15 protein-coding genes are annotated in these 19,862 nt (G+C 42.4%); 7 read left to right on the top strand and 8 right to left on the bottom strand.

Annotated features, from left to right (window positions below; all coding sequences use genetic code 11):
* The first annotated feature begins 25 nt into the window (after positions 1 to 25).
* The 7 genes from SNE25_RS03365 to SNE25_RS03335 all read left to right on the top strand — a co-directional run bounded on the left by SNE25_RS03365 (position 26) and on the right by SNE25_RS03335 (position 11,606).
* Entirely contained in the window at positions 26 to 1,090 is a 1,065-nt protein-coding gene (locus SNE25_RS03365) for a FecR family protein (RefSeq protein WP_321563679.1), read from the top strand.
* A 167-nt stretch (positions 1,091 to 1,257) separates the two neighbouring features.
* Entirely contained in the window at positions 1,258 to 4,824 is a 3,567-nt protein-coding gene (locus SNE25_RS03360; RefSeq protein ID WP_321563678.1) for a TonB-dependent receptor, read from the top strand.
* 23 nt (positions 4,825 to 4,847) lie between these two features.
* Positions 4,848 to 6,629 carry a RagB/SusD family nutrient uptake outer membrane protein gene (locus SNE25_RS03355; protein ID WP_321563677.1) on the top strand — a complete coding sequence of 594 codons (1,782 nt, stop codon included), beginning with the start codon at positions 4,848 to 4,850 and terminating at the stop codon, positions 6,627 to 6,629.
* A 109-nt stretch (positions 6,630 to 6,738) separates the two neighbouring features.
* The gene (locus SNE25_RS03350) at positions 6,739 to 7,869 is read left to right on the top strand and encodes an acyltransferase family protein (protein ID WP_321563676.1); all 1,131 of its coding nucleotides are present in this window, start codon (positions 6,739 to 6,741) and stop codon (positions 7,867 to 7,869) included.
* Between the two features lie 229 nt (positions 7,870 to 8,098).
* A complete protein-coding gene (locus SNE25_RS03345; protein ID WP_321563675.1) occupies positions 8,099 to 9,559 on the top strand; it encodes a circularly permuted type 2 ATP-grasp protein in 1,461 nt (486 codons plus the stop codon).
* A 131-nt stretch (positions 9,560 to 9,690) separates the two neighbouring features.
* A complete protein-coding gene (locus SNE25_RS03340) occupies positions 9,691 to 10,626 on the top strand; it encodes an alpha-E domain-containing protein (protein WP_321563674.1) in 936 nt (311 codons plus the stop codon).
* A gap of 11 nt (positions 10,627 to 10,637) precedes the next feature.
* Positions 10,638 to 11,606 (top strand): transglutaminase family protein, encoded by a 969-nt coding sequence (locus SNE25_RS03335; RefSeq protein WP_321563673.1) that lies wholly within the window; start codon positions 10,638 to 10,640, stop codon positions 11,604 to 11,606.
* A 100-nt stretch (positions 11,607 to 11,706) separates the two neighbouring features.
* On the opposite strand, the gene SNE25_RS03330 is transcribed toward SNE25_RS03335, so the two are convergent.
* The 8 genes from SNE25_RS03330 to SNE25_RS03295 all read right to left on the bottom strand — a co-directional run bounded on the left by SNE25_RS03330 (position 11,707) and on the right by SNE25_RS03295 (position 19,853).
* Positions 11,707 to 12,195, bottom strand: a complete 489-nt coding sequence (locus tag SNE25_RS03330; protein ID WP_321563672.1) for a TlpA family protein disulfide reductase — start codon at positions 12,193 to 12,195, stop codon at positions 11,707 to 11,709.
* A gap of 42 nt (positions 12,196 to 12,237) precedes the next feature.
* Positions 12,238 to 13,257, bottom strand: a complete 1,020-nt coding sequence (locus SNE25_RS03325; protein ID WP_321563671.1) for a Gfo/Idh/MocA family protein — start codon at positions 13,255 to 13,257, stop codon at positions 12,238 to 12,240.
* A gap of 201 nt (positions 13,258 to 13,458) precedes the next feature.
* Complete coding sequence (locus SNE25_RS03320) at positions 13,459 to 14,043, bottom strand: DUF4142 domain-containing protein (RefSeq protein ID WP_321563670.1); 585 nt, start codon at positions 14,041 to 14,043, stop codon at positions 13,459 to 13,461.
* A gap of 182 nt (positions 14,044 to 14,225) precedes the next feature.
* Positions 14,226 to 15,482: a pyridoxal phosphate-dependent aminotransferase gene (locus tag SNE25_RS03315; protein WP_321563669.1), complete on the bottom strand. Its 1,257-nt coding sequence runs from the start codon at positions 15,480 to 15,482 to the stop codon at positions 14,226 to 14,228.
* 207 nt (positions 15,483 to 15,689) lie between these two features.
* Positions 15,690 to 16,424: an acyl-CoA desaturase gene (locus tag SNE25_RS03310; protein ID WP_321563668.1), complete on the bottom strand. Its 735-nt coding sequence runs from the start codon at positions 16,422 to 16,424 to the stop codon at positions 15,690 to 15,692.
* Positions 16,425 to 16,607: 183 nt separating this feature from the next.
* The gene (locus SNE25_RS03305; RefSeq protein ID WP_321563667.1) at positions 16,608 to 17,069 is read right to left on the bottom strand and encodes a MaoC family dehydratase; all 462 of its coding nucleotides are present in this window, start codon (positions 17,067 to 17,069) and stop codon (positions 16,608 to 16,610) included.
* A 67-nt stretch (positions 17,070 to 17,136) separates the two neighbouring features.
* The gene (locus tag SNE25_RS03300; RefSeq protein ID WP_321563666.1) at positions 17,137 to 18,753 is read right to left on the bottom strand and encodes an ATP-dependent DNA ligase; all 1,617 of its coding nucleotides are present in this window, start codon (positions 18,751 to 18,753) and stop codon (positions 17,137 to 17,139) included.
* Positions 18,750 to 19,853, bottom strand: coding sequence for a ligase-associated DNA damage response exonuclease (locus SNE25_RS03295; protein ID WP_321563665.1), 1,104 nt, complete (start codon positions 19,851 to 19,853; stop codon positions 18,750 to 18,752). The genes SNE25_RS03300 and SNE25_RS03295 overlap by 4 nt, the downstream gene beginning before the upstream one ends.
* Positions 19,854 to 19,862: the final 9 nt, after the last annotated feature.

Below are 19,862 nucleotides of genomic sequence, written 5' to 3'. Positions count from 1 at the left end.
CAATTGTCATGCTATTATAATAAGAATGGACAACGAAGAGATAAAACTGTTATTAGTAAAGTACATTACAAGGGAAGCTGACGAAAGTGAGATTGACCGGATTAGAGATTGGGTAAACGCGCACCCCGAAAATGAACAGTACTTTGCCCAGCTATACGAAACCTGGCAAAACATGCTGTATTTAAACCCGGAGGCTATAAATCGCGAAAAGGCGTTTAACAACTTTTCGGCTGTGACATTACCCCCGCCATCAAAATACCGGCAACTGGTTAAGTGGAGCAAGGTGGCAGCTGTTATTGCACTGTTTGGTGTACTCTCGGTATTACTAATAAAACATTACACACAAAATATTGAAAGTGTAAGACAGGTATCCGTTAACAAAGGGGCTACAAAAAAAATGGTTTTGGCCGACGGTACCCTGGTTTGGTTAAATGCGGGTAGTAAGCTGAATTATAACACCGATTTTGGTAAAAAGAACAGAACAGTTTACCTCGAAGGCGAAGCTTTTTTTGAAATAGCTTCCGGTAAAAAACCAATTCCCTTTATTGTAAATACAAAAAACTACACCATTAGGGACATTGGCACCAAATTTAACCTGAAGGCCTACCCCAACGATCCGTTCTTTGAAACAACTGTTGTAAAAGGAGAAGTTTCGGTTGAAGGCAATGTTAACAGCAGCGCGCGCGAAATGAGCAGGATATATGTTAAGCCGCGCCAGGTGCTCCGCATATATTATCAACAGCAGAATGAAAAATACACCTATAAAACCGACGATTTACAGGGGCTTAAAAACCTTAATGAAATACAGGTATTACAGGTTGATTCGGCCAAAATGGATAAGTATGACGGCTGGAAACAAAATCTACTGGTTTTTGATGGTAACACCCTTGAAGAAATAGCAAAGGTACTGGAACGCAGGTACAACGTAAAAATAATTATGGACGATGCCGGTTTACAAAATATAAAATACTCAGGCAGTTTCAGGAGTGTGGCTTCTGTAAACAAAGTGCTTGATCTAATAAAGGGCAACACCGATATCGATTATACCATAACAGACAACACCATTACCATTACCAAAAGCAACAACTAAACAACAAATAAATTAAACAAACTTAAAAAGAACATATGGCAAAAAAATAACTCTCTCTCTTCCATAAAAAAACCCGGTGTGCGCTAACACACCAGGCTCAGTAAAATTAATAGCTAATACCCTACGCTTGGGGAAGCATGTATTAACTAATTAACAAACACAAATTTATGATAAATTTTGACAGAAAATCTGCAATGGCTGTGCGTGCATGGCAAAAAACGATTAAAATTATGAAGCTTGTTACTGTTTTGCTCCTTACAGGTATCATGCACATACACGCTGCCGTCTATTCGCAAAACGTTTACAATTTCAACGTAAATAATATCTCGGTTAAACAAATGTTTAAGCAGATAGAAAAAACCAGTAAATACACTGTTTTCTATCGGCTTGACCAGGTTAACATAGATAAAAAAATTAACGTAGAGCTGGCCGACGCCTCCATTGAAACGGTGATGAAAAATGTGCTTCAGAATCAGCCCCTAACATTCCAGGTGGTTGATGATATCATTATCATTAAACCAGCTAACGACAAAACTATAGCTGCCGTTACGGTAACGGGCTTAGTTAAGGATATTAACGGCAATGCCTTGCCGGGAGTAAGCGTAAAGCTTGCCGGGAGCACATTAGGTACCGTTACCGACATTAACGGCAAATACAGCCTTACACTGCCCGATGGCACCGGCACTCTTGAATTTAGCTTTCTTGGTTTCACGCCGCAGCGTATACCTGTTAACGGACAAACAACCATTAATGTAACGCTTAGTGAAGAGTCAAAAGCACTAAACGAAGTTGTAGTAGTAGGTTATACCACCCTCAAGAAAAAGGATCTTACCGGCGCCGTAGCGGTTGTAAACACCAAGGACCTGAACAAAACAGCTTCATCCTCGGTAAACAGCCAGTTACAGGGCCAGGCCGCAGGTGTTACCGTTACCGGATCTGGGCAACCGGGTGAAGAACCTCAGGTACACATCAGGGGTTTTAATACTTTTGGCAATAACACGCCTTTATATGTAGTTGATGGTATCCCAACTTACGACGTAAGTACCATGAACCCAAATGATATAGAATCTTTACAGGTATTGAAAGATGCAAGCTCTGCATCAATATATGGTTCGCGGGCGGCAAACGGGGTTATCATTATTACTACCAAAAAAGGTAAAGGAAAAGTAAATATCCAGTACGATGCTTATTATGGCACACAAGTACCCAAAGGCGGCAATGTTTGGAATATTCTTAGTCCAACAGATATGGCTACTCTTAAAAAAACAGCCCAAACTAACTCCGGCGCTACCGAGTTTCAGGATGATCAGTATAATCCAAGTGGTGTTGGATCTAAGTATACCCTGCCCGATTATATTACGCCGGCAGGTGCTAAAAATGGTTCTCCGGAGGTTAATCCATCTTTATATTATGTAAATCCTTTTTATACTTCTCCTGACGACTTTAACAACTTTTACCGCATAACCAAAGCCAATAAAGCGGGTACCGACTGGTATCATGAGATATTTAAATCGGCCCCGATGACCAGTCATAACTTAACCTTAAGCGGCAGCACCGACCAGGCCAGCTACCTGTTCTCCCTCAATTATTTTAACCAGCAGGGTACCCTGATAGATACCTATCTTAAACGATACACCCTGCGCTCAAATACGTCTTTTAATATCACCAAGAGCATCAGAGTTGGCGAAAACCTGGCTTATTCTATTTCCAGAACCCCACAAATTGCCGATGGAACAACTCATGCACAAATAAGTGCTAATAATGCCGATGGTGTTATTACCATGGCACTGCGCGAACAGCCTATTGTACCAGTTTATGATATCAAAGGCAACTACGCAGGTAGTTACGGATCAGGCCTGGGCGATGCGAACAACCCGGTGGCAATACAACAACGCACAAGGGTAAATGGATCAACAGATTACCGCTTGTTTGGTAATATGTTTGCTGAGGCCGACATTATTAAAGGGCTTACCCTTCGTACTAGCTTTGGCGGCGACATTACAAATGGCAGCGCCCACGCTTTCAGTTACCCAACCTATGAAAATGTGGAGAACTCGCTAACTAACAGCTATAGTGAAGACTCCTACAATAACTACAGTTTTACCTGGACAAACACGCTTACCTATCAAAGACTCTTTGGCAAGCATGATTTGAAGGTAGTAGCCGGTACCGAGGCTGCAGAAGGTCACAACAGCAGCGTAGGAGGCAGCAGGCAAGGCTATTTCAACTTTGACCCCAATTATGTAAATCTTTCAACAGGCTCGGCAAGTGGATTGGGAAATTACAGCGATCGCAGTTCTACCTCGTTGTTTTCAGAATTTGCACGTTTGGATTATACCTATGCGGATAAATACTTGTTTAACGCAACCATACGCCGTGACGGGGCTTCACAATTTTCAAAAAACAACCAATACGGTTATTTTCCGGCATTCAGCGCTGGCTGGCGCATATCACAGGAAAGCTTTCTCCGTGATGTAAAATGGATCACCGATTTAAAAATCAGGGGTGGCTGGGGAATCATGGGTAACCAGATCAATATCAATGGGGCCAACGCTTACACAACCTTTAACACAAGTATTGGCCAATCTTATTATCCCATCAACGGCGGACCGGATATATCACCCGGTTTCTATCAAAACCAGATTGCTAACTCCAATGCAAAATGGGAAAAAGACGTAAATACCAACTTTGGTTTTGATGCCACCTTGTTTGACGGTAATATAGCGATAACCGCCGATTACTATCGTAAAGATATCCGGGACCTGCTTTTTAATGCCAAGCAGTTGGGCACGGCAGGCAATGGCGACGTGCCATTTGTAAACGTAGGTAAAATGAAAACTGACGGGCTTGACATCTCGGTTACCGGGAATTTTAGGGCCAACAGCGATCTGAACTTTACTGTTACAGGTACGGCTACCACCTACAGCAACAAAATACTCAATGTGTCGCAGGGGGCTAATTATTTTTATGGCGACGTTGCCGGACGCTTTGACGGCTTTATAACACGTAACCAGGTTGGCCATTCATTAGGCGAGTTTTATGGATATCAGATAGTTGGTTTCTGGAACACCCAGGCTGAAATTAACGCGGCTGATGCGGGCGCTCAAAAAGTTTTGAATGATCCGGCAGCTGTTTACCAGACCGACAACGCCGTAGGTCGTTTTAAATATAAAGATGTTAACGGCGATGGTGTTATAACTCCAGACGACCGCACTTTTATAGGCAACCCTAACCCTAAGGTTACCGCAGGTTTAAATTTGGGGGTAAATTATAAGAATTTTGATGCCAGCATATTCATGTACGGCTCATTCGGAAATAAACTCTGGAACAGCGTTAAATACTGGACAGATTTTTATGCCGGCTTTGAAACAGCCAAAAGCCATACTGCCTTATATGATTCCTGGACACCCAGTAACCATAATGCCAAAGCTCCTATACAGGAAATTAATGCATCAACAAGCAGCGGCTCTACACCTAACTCATACTTTGTTGAAAACGGCACTTATGTGCGCATCCGTAACGCACAAATTGGTTATACCTTCAATATACCGAGCTTAAAAAAGGCAGGGATACAAAAATTAAGAATCTACGCTTCGGCAACTAACCTACTTACCATAACCGGCTATAGCGGCACCGACCCCGAACTGGGTGGCAGCACCAACAGTTTTGGTATTGATGAAGGCAGCTATGCAAGCCCACGTACATTTTTATTCGGAGTTAATTTTTCATTATAACAACAGTATTAAAAAGTATTACAATGAAAGCTAAGAAATATATTACAATAATGTTGTTAGGTGCATTGTCGCTTAGCGCATGTAAAAAATCATATTTGGATAAGCCTGTTACCGGAGCGCTCGAACCTCAGTTTTTGGCAACGGAAGAAGGCGTTAACCAGTTACTTATTGGTGCTTACGCCGCTTTAGACGGGCAACAGGGCGGCGATGCGGCCATTGGAGGCGGTGGCGCCTGGGAAGCATCACCTGATAACTGGATTTATGGAGGAGTTGTAGGTGGGGATGCTTCAAAAGGAAGTATAGCCGGCGATCAGCAGCAGATTGAACCCATGATGAAATACAACGCCGATGCCAGTAACGGCTTTTTTGACAGCAAGTGGAGAGCAGATTATGAAGGCATTTCCCGCACTAACAATACTTTAAAGATAACTGCCCAGGTACCCAAAATAACAGACGAGGCAAAAACCAACATCATTGCACAGGCTCGGTTTTTACGTGGCCATTATTACTTCGACCTTAAAAAGATGTTTAATAATGTGCCTTATATGGATGAAACCACCACTTCAATTAACCAGCCAAATACAGCCGACATCTGGCCTAAAATTGAGGCTGATTTTAAATATGCTTATGATAATTTGCCTCCCACACAATCCGATGTGGGCCGCGCCAACAAATGGGCTGCAGGCGCATACTTAGCTAAAACATATCTGTACGAGCACAAATATGCCGAAGCAAAAGTTGTCTTTGATGCGGTAATTGCACAGGGTGTAACCGCCAATGGACAAAAGTATGCTCTAAACGCACGTTTTAATGACAATTTCAGAACCACTACCAATAACAGCGCCGAATCGGTGTTTGCGGTACAGGCAGCAGCCAATGCCGACCCTAATGGTCCTTCAAATGCCAATAACGGCGACATGCTGAACTTCCCTTACGGAAACAGTAGTCCGTTTAGCTGTTGCGGGTTTTATCAGCCATCAATTGATCTGGTAAACCATTTTCGCACTAATTCAGCCACCGGCCTGCCTTACCTGGATGATTATAACAGTCATGCCATTAAAAACGACATGAATATAGCAGGAACTCAACCCTTTACACCTGATGCCGGAACAATAGATCCGCGTTTGGACTGGACAGCCGGCCGTCGCGGCATTCCGTATCTTGACTGGGGCTTACACCCCGGTGATGGTTGGGTAAGAGATCAGGCTTACGCAGGACCCTACTCACCTATTAAAAACGTATATGGCCAGGCCGAGCAGGAAACCAACGGTGATAACCTTTCATGGGCGCCAGGCTCAGGGATTAACTATAACCTGATACGCTATGCTGATGTATTATTAATGGCTGCCGAAGTGGAAGCACAATTAGGTAACCTCATAAAAGCCGAGGACTATGTAAATATGGTACGTAACAGGGCTGCAAACCCAACGGGCTGGGTGCATACTTATAAAAATAATGCTAAGCCAACTTCCGGGTTTACCACAACACCAGCTGCCAATTATAAAATAAGCCCATATCCGGGCGGCGCTTTTGCAAGTAAGGATTTTGCGCTTAAAGCCATTTATTTTGAACGTAAAATTGAGCTCGCAATGGAAGGTCACCGCTTTTTTGACCTGGTGCGCTGGGGAATTGCCGATACTGAGCTTAACGCTTATATCGCTTTCCAAAGCACCCAAACCAACGATGTTAAAGGTGGCAAATTCTTAAAAGGTAAAAACGAATACTATCCCATACCCCAACTCGAAATTGATTTAAGTGCCACCGGAGGTGCCGCGGTACTTAAGCAAAACCCGGGTTATCATTAATAAAAATTCAATCAAAAACTTACCGGGATATTATGCCCGGTAAGTTTTAAACTATTGCTTATCGCGCCCTCCTGCTACAAAGCACATAAACCTCAATATTAAACAGCTTATGAATAAATCATCAACGCGATTTTTATCGCTGGATGTGTTTCGCGGTATGACCATTTGTTTCATGATCATAGTAAATACACCCGGCAGCGGAGCGACTGCATTTTCGCCACTTGAACATGCCGCATGGCATGGTTTTACCCCTACCGATCTGGTATTCCCATCGTTCTTATTCGCAGTAGGCAATGCTATGAGTTTTTCTATGAAACGTTACCTTGAAATGGGCAATGCTGCCGTTTTAAGTAAAATATTCAGGCGCACATTGCTTATTTTTATAATAGGTTATCTCATGTATTGGTTCCCCTTCTTTAATTTTAAGGGCGGCCATATTTCGTTGTCGCCTATTTCGGATACCCGTATTATGGGCGTATTACAGCGCATAGCCCTGTGCTATTGTTTCGCATCGCTTATGATACATTTCCTGACTAAAAAATCGGTTGTTATTTTATCAGTATTGTTTTTAATAGGATACTGGGCCTTACTATTGGTTTTTGGCGACCCTAATGATCCGCTGAGCATTACAGGCAACGCGGGTATATTTCTTGATAAATACATACTTGGCGACAGTCACATGTATCATGGCGAAAAAATAGCGTTCGACCCCGAGGGTATCCTAAGTACAATACCAGCTATTGTTAATGTAATTGTGGGCTATTATGCAGGTAAATTTATACAGCAAAAAGGCAAAGGGTACGATGTTATTTCAAAAATGCTGCTTATCGGCTGTCTGTTCATATTTTTAGCGCTTTGCTGGAATATGGTGTTCCCGATCAACAAAAAACTATGGACAAGCTCATTTGTTCTGGTAACTACAGGGCTTGATCTGGTGATCCTTTCCTTTCTGGTATATGCACTGGAAATTAATAGCTGGAATAAATGGAACTGGACCCGCTTTTTTACCATTTTAGGTAAAAACCCACTGCCTATTTATATACTTTCAGAAATATTGGTGATACTTCTTTACATGCTAACCGTAAAGGGAACATCCTTTTATGATTGGGTTAACAGTTCTGTTTACCAGGTTATAGCCCCAGGAGCCATTGGCTCATTATTATTTGCCATAAGCTATATGCTTGTTTGCTGGTTTGTGGGCTGGATACTAGATAAAAAGAAGATATATATCCGGGTGTAATTTGTCAAAACAACTGTTTAAAAAGCGCGATCATTAAATTGATTGCGCTTTTTTTGTTAATTCATTTTAAAATCCGCCCGTTTTTCCCACAAAAATTACACAAAACAGCACAATTATTTGATATTATTATAAATAATTTAAAAAAGATTGCATTTTTATCAAAAACACTTCATAAATTACATTTTTCAAAATAACTGATTAGTAAATTTATACTTTTTGCAAATTTAATATGGAAGAATCAGGATATTTTAACCAATACAACCCAATTAATGGCGTTTGGGATGAAATGTATGGCACTAATTGCAATGTCCGCGATCATTATCGCAAGGTAATTGAATATATTTCAAAAGAATCAGCAGAAGACCTGAACAAAAAAGAGGAATTAGCCAAGAGTTTGTTCATGAGCCAGGGTATTACTTTTACAGTTTATAGCAGTGGCGAGGGCATTGAAAAAATATTTCCTTTTGATATTATTCCACGCATTATTACCTCGGGTGAATGGGCTTTTGTAGAAAAAGGCATCAAACAAAGACTTACTGCCCTTAACCTTTTTCTTAAAGACATTTACCACAATCAGTTTATTATAAAAGATGGCATAGTGCCAATCGACATTATATACTCGTGCCCGCATTTTTTGCGCGAAATGTATCAGCTTAAGGTACCTTATGATATTTATGTACATATATCAGGCATAGACCTGATACGCGATGAGGATGGCACTTTTTATGTTCTGGAAGATAACCTGCGTACCCCATCGGGCGTAAGCTACATGCTCGAAAACCGTGAGATCACCAAACGTCTTTTCCCCGATCTGTTGCCTCAATGCGGGGTTCGCAGCGTAACAGAATATCCGGCCATACTGTACAAAAACTTACTGGCGTTGTCGCCGCGGCAAATACAAAACCCAACGATAGTTTTGCTGAGCCCAGGCATTTACAATTCGGCCTATTTTGAGCATACCACACTTGCCCGGCTAATGGGCGTTGAGCTGGTTGAAGGGCGCGACCTGGTAGTTAATAACCACAAGGTATATATGAAAACCACTACCGGCCTGCAGCAGGTTGATGTAATATACCGCCGTGTCGATGATGAATATCTTGATCCGCTGGTATTCAACCCGGCGAGTATGCTTGGCGTAGCTGGTATTATGGGCGCTTACCGCAAAGGCAATGTTGCCATAGTAAATGCCGTTGGCACCGGTGTCGCCGACGACAAAGCGGTGTATGTTTACGTGCCCGACATGATCCGCTATTACCTCAACGAGGAACCTATTCTTAAAAACGTGCCCACCCATCAGTTGGGCAATACCGATGAACGCGAACACGTGTTTAAAAACCTCAATAAAATGGTGGTTAAAAAAACCAACGGCAGCGGCGGCTATGGCATGCTTATGGGGCATGCAGCGTCTGAGCAGGAAATTGACGATTACAAAAAGGAGATATTAAAAGATCCGCGCAATTTTATAGCGCAGCCAACCATCAGTCTTTCGGCGGCGCCCTGCTATATGCAGGGTTCATTGAAGCCCCGTCGTATTGATCTGAGGCCCTATGCGCTTTATGGCCCCGACGGTATTGAGATAGTCCCCGGGGGCCTTACACGGGTTGCCCTTAAAGAAGGCTCATTAGTGGTAAACAGCTCGCAGGGTGGCGGCAGCAAAGATACATGGGTACTAAGCCCTCCGGCCCCCTAAAGGGGGAGGGATAGGACAACAAGAATATTTATAATAAACAATATTTAAACTCCCCCAAGTATTGCCCCTTTAGGGGGGTGAGGGGGCTAACAAATCAAGAAATTCTCCCTTTAGGGGGTTAGGGGGCTAATATGTTAAGCAGGGTAGCAGCAAGTTTTTATTGGTTAAGCCGTTATATTGAGCGCAGCGATGGTATGCTGAGGATGCTCAAAATAAACTATGCATCATCTCAGGATGCCGTGCAGGAATTTACCTGGGAACCTGTGATCAGGATATTTGCAGGACTTGATGCAGCCGAGGCTGATCAGCTGGAAAATGACAGCAGGTCGGTTTTAAAATATATGGTAACGGGTAAAAACAATCCAAATTCCATATTAAACATTATTACGTTGGCACGCGAAAACGCCAGGGGCGTACAGGAACACATTACCAAAGATTTATGGCAGTGCCTCAATGAGTATTATCATACCGTAAAGGATCCACGGCTTGAACGCTACCTGCAGCGCGAGGACCCCATTGGCGTGCTCGATGTGTTGATAAAGCAGATCATGCTGTATTATGGCACGGTAGAAATTACGATGGAGCGTGGCGAAGGGCGCAGCTTCATGAATATTGGAAAATACCTGGAGCGTGCTATACAATCGGTTGATATCCTCGATACCAAATTCAGCTCGGTAAGTGACAACCCTGATTTGCTTACCGATACCACTTATTGGAAACACCTGCTGCTTTCGCTGGGTGGTTATGAACTGTACCTGAAAACATACCGTGTGGGCTTTGAGGCCGAAAACATACTGGAGCAGGTTGTTTTAAATAATGATTTTCCGCGTTCGGTTATTTATTCGGTAAATAATATACAGCGTTATTTTGACCGGCTGAAGAACGATACCACGGTGGATACTTACCGGGAAATGTCATTTCAAATAGGGCGACTGCAAAGCCGCATCAAGTATAGCTCGGTACGCAGTATCAGACAGGAGGGCTTACACACCTTCCTTACCCAGATCAGGAACGAGCTGTTTGGGATTGGTAACTCGCTGAACGAATATTATTTTGCAAATTCATAATTATACAAGATATGCCTGAATTTAAAATACAACACATAACCCGGTATACCTACGAGGGGTCCGTACGCGACAGTGCTAACCAGATCATTCTCTTCCCCATAAAGGACGAGTATCAGGATATTGTAAAACAGGAAGTACATATAACCGGCAACCCGGTTGTTGATACGCATATTGACTACTACGGCAACGAAGTAGGCAGTTTTACCTATAGCGAACCACATTCCGTATTGCTCATTAACTCTAAACTTGAGGTTACTACCAGGCAAAGGCCACTCCCCATAAACGATATTTTTCCGGAACAACAATGGGAAGACCTGAAACGCCTGCAATACATGGTACCCTATATTGACTTTTTAAAACAGGAATACTTTGAGGGACTACCCGAATTGCAGGCTATTGTGGAACAGGAAAGATCAAAAGACGAAACACCTTATCAGATAACCCTCCGTTTTTGCAATTACGTGTACCAGAATTTTGAATATATTAAGGGGGTTACCACGGTTGAAACCACACTTGATGAAGTATGGAAATTAAAGGCCGGCGTTTGCCAGGATTTCGCACATATTTTAATGGTGATGCTCCGGTTGTTAAAAATACCTGCACGTTATGTTAGTGGCTACATCTGCACCAATAGCAGCAACATGCGCGGCGAAGGGGCCACTCATGCCTGGGCCGAAGCCTATATACCTGATTATGGCTGGTTGGGTATTGATCCTACTAACAACTGCATTGCAAACGAAACCCATGTACGCCTGGCAGTTGGCCGTAATTTTTCAGACTGCTCTCCTGTAAAAGGTGTATATAAGGGATCATCGGGCCACAAACTTGAAGTTTCAGTAACCGTTGATGACAAAAACGCGTTTGCTTATGACGACAAAGTTGTTCATGAAACAAGCCCCTTGCAGCAGGTCACCGAATACCCTAAAAATAGTTACCAGCGATATATGGAAATTATACAGCAGCAACAGCAGCAACAGTAATTTTGATTTGCAGACTTGCGGATTTCAGGTGTGCAGATCATCAAAATATACCCTGATATCCCATCTGCATATTGGCGCATCTAAATCTGCACATCTAAAATTAAACCTTTTTAACTGCCTGCATCAGCACCGGGATGGTTGGCACTTTATTATAGGTTTTTGATATTTTGCCATTTTTATCATAAATGGCAATAAAAGGTGTATTTTGTATCTGATAATATTTCTGCACCACGTAGGTATAGCCTTCAGTTCCTATCGTGATATTATGATACTTGGTCAAATCAAAATCGCGCTGAAAAACCTGGATAGCTTTAAGCTGGTTAACAAAAGTTATCATCACTATTTGCACATTCTGCAATTGTTTAAGCTCCGGTTTAAGGTCGTACATCAGGTGCTGGCAATGACTGCAATCAGGTGCAAAATAAATGATCATTACCGGTTTATTCTTTTTCAGGTTAGCCGGGGTAACATAAACACTATCGGTAGTTAATATATGATAAGGCGGAATCCCCGAATTTGCACCAAGTGTTTGAGCCTGGGTACAGCCAGCTGCAATAAGTAAACAAAGGAATAAGTATATCTTTTTCATTATGTTAATATAATACTTCATTAAAGCATAGTTACGATATTTTTAACTTTCCAGCAATTCCAGCTGCCACGCTATTTGCTCTTGGGTTATTGGAAATAACGCGTTTTCTCTTATAGTATGATAAACCGCTTCAAATAAACCGCTATAATTACCCTTGTCTGACGGAACCCATTCAACAGTTTTCTCATTATCGGCTCCCATAAGTACCAGTTTGCCATCACTGCCCTCAGGTTCAATACCAAAACCATCATCGGTAGGCATCATCCCGGCATCAAGCTGCGCTTCCTGTACATCGGTACGCAGCTTAACAAAGCTTCCCAGGGTACCATGAATTATAAAGCCGGGGGTATGCTCGGCAATAAGCAGCCCCGAGGTTAAATAAACATGCAATTGATTAGGATAGGTTAAATGAAAGTTAAAGTAATCATCAACCTGCGAGCCGGGCCTGTATGTACCTATGGTTTTAACAAAACTTAATGGTTTACCGAACAGACTAATTGCATTATCAATTAAATGAGCGCCGAGGTCGTAGGTAAGCCCGTTACCCGGTGTATCTTTTGTTTCTTTAAATACTTTCGGCCCAATTGGCATCCGATATCTGTCGAGCCTGAAATGAACTTCTATCAATTGGCCCAGTCTTCCACTTTCAATTACGTCCTTTACCGATAGAAAGCCGCTGTCGTATCTACGGTTCTGATAAATGAGTACTTTTAGCCCAAGTTTTTTACCCAGATCGAACATGATCTTAACTTCTGCCGATGTTACTGCCGCAGGCTTTTCAATAAGCACATGTTTGCCTGCATTAAGGGCCCTCATGGCATAATCAAAATGGGTGTTGTTAGGTGTATTTACGATGATAAGTTCAATTTCCTTATCATTCAGTAATTCATCAATAGTATCATAGCTGATCACATCCGGATATCTTTTTCCTGCCTTTTTTTCATGGCGTTCTACCACCGCTTTGAATGTGAAACCCGGGTTGGTAACTAAAAACGGCGCATGAAATATCCTGCCCGACATACCATAGGCCATAAGGCCGGTTACTATTGGTTTTGATGACATATTTTTTAACTTTTTACTTTACACCCCTGATTGTTTAAGAGGTTCTATTGCTATACTATTTTACCCCTGATTGCAAAGCCGGTAACCGGCCAGTACATCGCCTAAAATTATTGTTTTATGTGGGGTAATACAATATTTTTATAAAAGAAAAAGGGAGATGCATTATCTCCCTTTTTCTTTTACTGAATGATGAACTTTAAATTATTTCATACCTTTTTTAATAGCTTCAATTTCAGCCAAATGTCCTTTTATAATGGGTAATGTATTGGTTGCAAAGGCTTTTAGTTCGGCATCTTTGCAATTTTTTGCAGCATCTTCAAACATAGCGATTGTTTTTTGGTGACCATCAACCATGGCATCTACATAGGCTTTATCAAAATCACTTGCCGATTTTGCAGAAAGATCTGCTAGTTCTTTTTGTTTATCATCGCTCGGTGCAGCGGGTAACGTAATATTTTTTGCTTTGGCAATGGCCATAAGCTCATCATTTGCTTTGCTATGATCTTTTACCATCATTGCTGCAAAATCTTTCACTTTTTGATTAACGGCTTTTTGTTCAGCAACTTTGCCTACTGCTACTTCGGCCATACCACCATTGGCGGCGTCGGTAGCGAACTTGGCGTCGCCCTCATCAACGGCTATTCCTGTGGCGCCCGTTGTTGTAGTGTCCTTAACTTCATTGGTACTGTCGGCACTTTCTTTACTGTCGGTTTTGGCAGCGTTATTACATGCCTGAAACATCCATGCCGATAGCACGAACATCATCATTAAACTTAATCTTTTCATAGTGAGTGTTTATATATGTTTTTATAAGCAACAATTTTCACTCAAATAAGTTTCATTTTCTTATTTGTAAAAAACCTATTATTTATGTAATTACTTTTCCAATGACGCATGTGGAAATAAACTATATAAACAAAAATGGCCATCATGTACATATGATGGCCATTACCATATCTTATAAAAACTTATTTAAGTTTTGAAAGGGCTTCTCTTACCCTTGGTATAAGTTGCTGAATATCCTGCAGGGTACTTGCCCCTACCGATGCGCGGAACCAGTTCACATTATCATCGGTGCCAAATGCAGAGAACGGAACCAACGCCACCTTAGCTTCTTTAATGAGGTAAAAATTAATATCGGCCGAGTCTTTCAGCACTGTGCCATCTGGTGTGGTTTTGCCGGCGTAATCGATTTTAAGTGTAAGATAAATAGCCCCCATCGGGATAATGGAATCTACATGAAACCCTTCGGCTTTTAATGCCTGAAAACCTTCATGCAGGGTATTTAAGCTGTTTTGTATTTTACCTTTAATATCATTCAGGTAATTATCTACCGCCGCATCATTGGTTATAAAGCTGGCCATTGCTACCTGCTCAGCTTTTGGCGACCATGCCCCCATGTGCCCTACAATGGCCTTCATGTTATCAATAACATGTGCCGGGCCAAAGCCCCAGCCTACCCTTACTCCTGTTGACGCGAAACACTTGGATGCGCCATCAATAAATATGGTATAATCCTTCAGTTCGGGACGCAGGGTAACCGGGTCGTAATGTTTAAAATCGCCAAAGGTTAATTGCGAGTATATCTGGTCATACATCAGGTAAAGTGGTTTTTCGCCTTTAGCACGGCTCTTGTTTTCGGCAATAACCAGGTCGCAGATCTCTTCAAGGTCTTTTTTGCCAAACATGGTACCGGTTGGGTTTAACGGCGAACACAAAGCCAGCAAAGCTGCTCCCTTTAAATGCGGACGAATTTCATCGGCCGTAGGCATAAAGTTATTTTCGGCAGTGGTAGGTATCATTACCGCATCGGCGTTCAGGAGGTCACTGTAATGGTTGTTGTTCCACGACGGCAGCGGGAAGACCACCTTTTCGCCCGGGTTAACTAGTGCCAAAAAAGTAGAGTAAATAAGCGGACGTGAACCACCCGATATTAATATTTCATTGGCTGAATAATCAAGATTATAACGGTTCTTTAAAAGCGTAGATACGCTTTGACGAAGGTTAAGCATGCCATCGGCCGGGGGATAGTTGGTTTGATTTTGGGCGTAAGCCTCAACAATGCCTGCTTTCAGTTCGGCCGGTATAGGGTAAATATTGGAATCAAAATCACCTATAGTTAAATTGGCTATATTCTGACCCTGGCGTTTTAATTCATTGATCTCGCCGGCTATCTTAATAATTTCAGAGCCGCGCAAATTTTGAGCTAATACAGAAATACTCATAGTAGTATGTTTTATGAGCGGCAAATATAAGGGGAATTTGAGGTGAAAGGCGAAAGGTAAAAGGAGAAAGGTAAAAAATGAGATTAAAGGGGAAAAGCTAAAAGCATAAGGTTTAAGCAAAAAGCTTTTTTAACCAAACAAAAAAGCGAAAAGGAAGGTATCAAATCCTTACTTTTCGCTTTAAGCTTTTTGCATTAGGCTTTATGCTTATAAATATGCTTTTCTGAGCTTAATGATGCGCATCCAGTGCATGAGTTTCATTACTGGATAAACCGGATCTATTTCAAACCATTTAGCACCAAAATTGGCTCTGTTGGGATGCTTATGATGATTGTTCTGGAACAGTTCACCCAACATTAAAAAGTCGAAAGGTGTGGTATTTTTTGACTTATCGCCGTTGTCGAAGTTGGAATAGCCATATTTATGGCCGCACCAGTTAACAATAGCGCCGTGAATAGGGCCCATTAAAAAATGGATAGGAATTAACAGATACATCCACCATTGGGTGGCAAAAAACACGTAGACCAAAATGTACAATATACCAAATGAAATACGCGACACTGTAGATGAACCTATGTAGTCAACCAAACGCCATTCGGGGATATTGCCTTTAAAACGCTCCTCGGGTTCTTTCAATTTTCTTACGTGCAGGCTATAACTTTTTGCAGTGTAGATCATCATCTGAAATACATCCTTAAAAAAATGAGGTGAATGAGGATCCTTTTCCGTATCGCTGTAAGCATGGTGCTCACGGTGCATAATGGCATAAGCCCTCGGGTTTAAGAATGATGAACCCTGGCAAATATAAGTAAGCAGGTAGAATAGACCCTCGTAAAACTTATTGGTAGTAAACATTTTGTGAGAAGCGTACCTGTGCAGAAAGAATGTTTGGAAGAATAGCGACAAGAACCAATGCGCTATAAAGAATATGATAATGACCACTGAATTGAAATAATTAGAATATGAAAGTGTTATTTATAATCTTTCCAAAGATACGATTAAAACCCGATATAAAGTTTTTACATGCCAGGATTGATATCTATTTAACGCAAAAAAACCTATTCTGTGTTTAAAAATTGGCTTTTTTTTAAAGTGACTCCCCAAAAGGTTTTAGTGTTAATTAAACTAATTAATAAAATGGTACAGAAAAACCACCTCGCCGGCAAAAGCGGGTTTCTTTTGACCGTCAATTTCCAGCTCAATACCCATGGTGGCTTTGGTAACACCGCGTAAGTTAATAAGGCTCGACAGTTTAACCTTTAGCCTTACTTTGTCATTAACCAGTACCGGCTGTGCAAAACGTAGGTTTTCGATACCGTAGTTTATTTCCATTTTAAGATTACGGATATCGGCTATCTGTTTCCATAAATAGGGTATCAGTGATAGCGTAAGGTAACCATGGGCTATGGTTGATTTAAACGGACTTTCTGTTGCCGCTTTTTCAGGATCTGTATGTATCCATTGGTGATCAAGCGTGGCATCGGCAAATTTATTGATCTGCTCCTGCGTAATGGTATGCCATGCCGATACGCCAAGCTCCTTGCCTAATAATGTTTCAAATTCGCTATAGTTATTTATAATGATCATCGGTAATAGTTTTATTGGCAAAGTAATTAATAAATTCAATTCCCGTCAGAACAAATATTTAATTTATTCACTCACCCAATAGCGCCTTTAAACTCTCGAGCGTATCAGCTTCTTCCTTTGGTTTATCATGCCGCCACCGTAATATACGCGGAAAGCGCAGCGCGATACCCGATTTATGCCTGGTTGATTTATTGATACCTTCAAACCCTATCTCGAAAACCAGCTCGGGCTTTACCGTGCGCACCGGGCCAAATTTCTCGATAGTATTACGTTTTACAAAATAATCAACCTTATTAATTTCGGCATCTGTTAAGCCAGAATAAGCTTTGGCAAAGGGCACCAGTTTATCGCCATCCCAAACGGCAAAGGTATAGTCGGTGTACAGATCTGCCCGCCTGCCATGACCTTTTTGAGCATAGATCATTACCGCATCTACCGACAAAGGGTCTATCTTCCACTTCCACCAGTCGCCACGACGACGACCCACCTGGTAGGTAGCACTCTTGCGTTTTAGCATAATACCTTCGGCAATCATGGCTCGCGATTGTTCCCTTATCATGCCCAATTCTTCCCAGGTATTGAAAAGTATTAATGCCGATAGGCGGAACACCTCCAGGAAAGATGTAGAAGCCTGTAATTGTTCCAGTATCACCCGGCGTTCGGCCTGTGTTTTCGAGCGGATATCTTCGCCTTGGTATTCCAGACAATCATAAGCAATTACTGCTACCGGGCTTTCCTCCAGTATTTTTTTATTCAGGTTTTTACGGCCTATGCGGGTTTGCAACACGCTAAACGGCATAGGCAATCCATTTTTAAAACTGAGGATTTCACCGTCTATCACCGTACCATCGGGCAGGGCATTCAAAAAAGGGTGCAGTTCCGGGAATTTCTCGGTGGCCAGATCTTCGCCACGGCTCCATATAAATATTTCACCGCCACGCTTAATCATTTGAGCCCTAATGCCGTCCCATTTCCATTCGGCCTGCCAATCGGCAGCATCGCCCAGCGAAGCACCAACCTCCTCCGGTGTTTTTTGCTTTTCGGAAGTTTCCTGTATGGGATAAGCCAGGAAAAACGGGTATGGCCTCGAGATGTTTTCGGCTGTATCCTGTTCTTCCATCAGTTGGGTATACTGATACGTTTCGGGCAGCCAGCTTCCCATAATACGGTGGGTAAGCACAGCCGCCTCCAGGCCAGAAATATCTGCCAGCGCCTTGATCACTAAGTTTTGCGATACCCCAACGCGGAAGCTCCCTGTAAGCAATTTGTTAAAGACAAAACGTTCCTGACCGTCCAACATTGCCCACGACTCCAATAACCACAGTTTTTTTTCAGCCTCGGTTTTATCATTCAGGGCATTAATCTCGGCTATCCATTCGGTAAGGGTTTTGCTGCTGCTGTTGCTGGTTTCGGGCATGAGTAAGGCCATTGTTTCGGCCAGGTCGCCTACTACATGGTAGCTTTCCTCAAAAAGCCAGGCCGGTATATTAGATGCCTCAACTGCCCAGTTGCGTACCAATGTTGAGTTGATCTGTCGCTTGGGCCTCCGCCCGGTAAACAGGGCCAGCATATGCATCTTGTCGGTATCAGGAACAGCGTTAAAATAGTCTTTTAATACTTTAATCTTTTCGTTGGTTTTGTTCGTTTCATCTAACGACAGGAAGAGTTGGGCAAAGGCTTTCATGAAACTCCTCCAGCCTCACTTAAATCCTCTCCAAAGGAGAGGACTTGATTTGCATTGTTATTTTCCGGCACATTAGGAGTCTCCCCTTCGGGGAGGTTGGAGGGGTTCTCTTCTTCCCCACCATACAGCGTATGCACCTCGTGTGCATCGAAACCTATCTCATTTAAATACCTTGAAAATGTAGCGGTATAACCATGTGTAAGGTAAACACTTTCACAATCGGTAGCGTCAATAGCGCTGATTAGGCCGTTCCAGTCGGCATGGTCAGAGAGAACAAAGCCTCTGTCGGCGGCCCTGCGGCGCTTGGCGCCGCGAATAGCCATCCAGCCCGAGCAGTAGCCAAAACTATAGGGTTGAAATTTACGCATCCAGGGTGTGCTTACTGATGATGGAGGTGCTAAGATGATCCCTTTCCTTACTTCTTCTTTTACAGAATTGGCAGTGATCCGTTCGGTGGGGTTCAGCAGCACACCATTGCGGCGCAAAGCTTCATTGGTATTTTCAATTACACCATGGGTGTACACTTTGCCATTAAACAGATCGAGATTTTGCAATATACGTTGAGATTTACCTAAAGAATACCCCACCAGCACCGTGGCAACACCATTGTGTAAATTGGTACGCCACCAGTTATTTACATCCTCAAATATCTGCACCTGTGGTTTCCAGGTATAAACCGGCATCCCGAAGGTGCATTCAGAAATAAAATGGTGGCATTTAACAGGCTCAAAAGGTGTAGAAATACCGTCATCTTCCACTTTATAATCGCCCGATACCACCCAAACTTCACCCTGATATTCTACCCTGATCTGTGCGGAACCAATTACATGACCTGCCGGATACAGGGATATGGCAACCCCGTTTTTCATTACCGTTTCACCATACTCCACGGTTTGCAGGTTGATTTCGCCCAAACGATAAAGTAATATTTCTTTGGATAAGTGGTGAGCAAGATAATTTTTGTGGCCCCAATAAGCATGATCAGCATGGGCATGAGTAATCACGGCATCATCAACCGGTTTCCAGGGGTCAATATAAAACTTGCCCCGGGCACAGTAAATTCCCCTGTCAGTAAATTCAAGCAACGGTTTTTTAGCCATGGTATTAGG

Source organism: Mucilaginibacter sabulilitoris (genome assembly GCF_034262375.1).
Lineage (GTDB): Bacteria > Bacteroidota > Bacteroidia > Sphingobacteriales > Sphingobacteriaceae > Mucilaginibacter > Mucilaginibacter sabulilitoris.
This window is presented reverse-complemented; position numbering and strand designations above follow the sequence as displayed.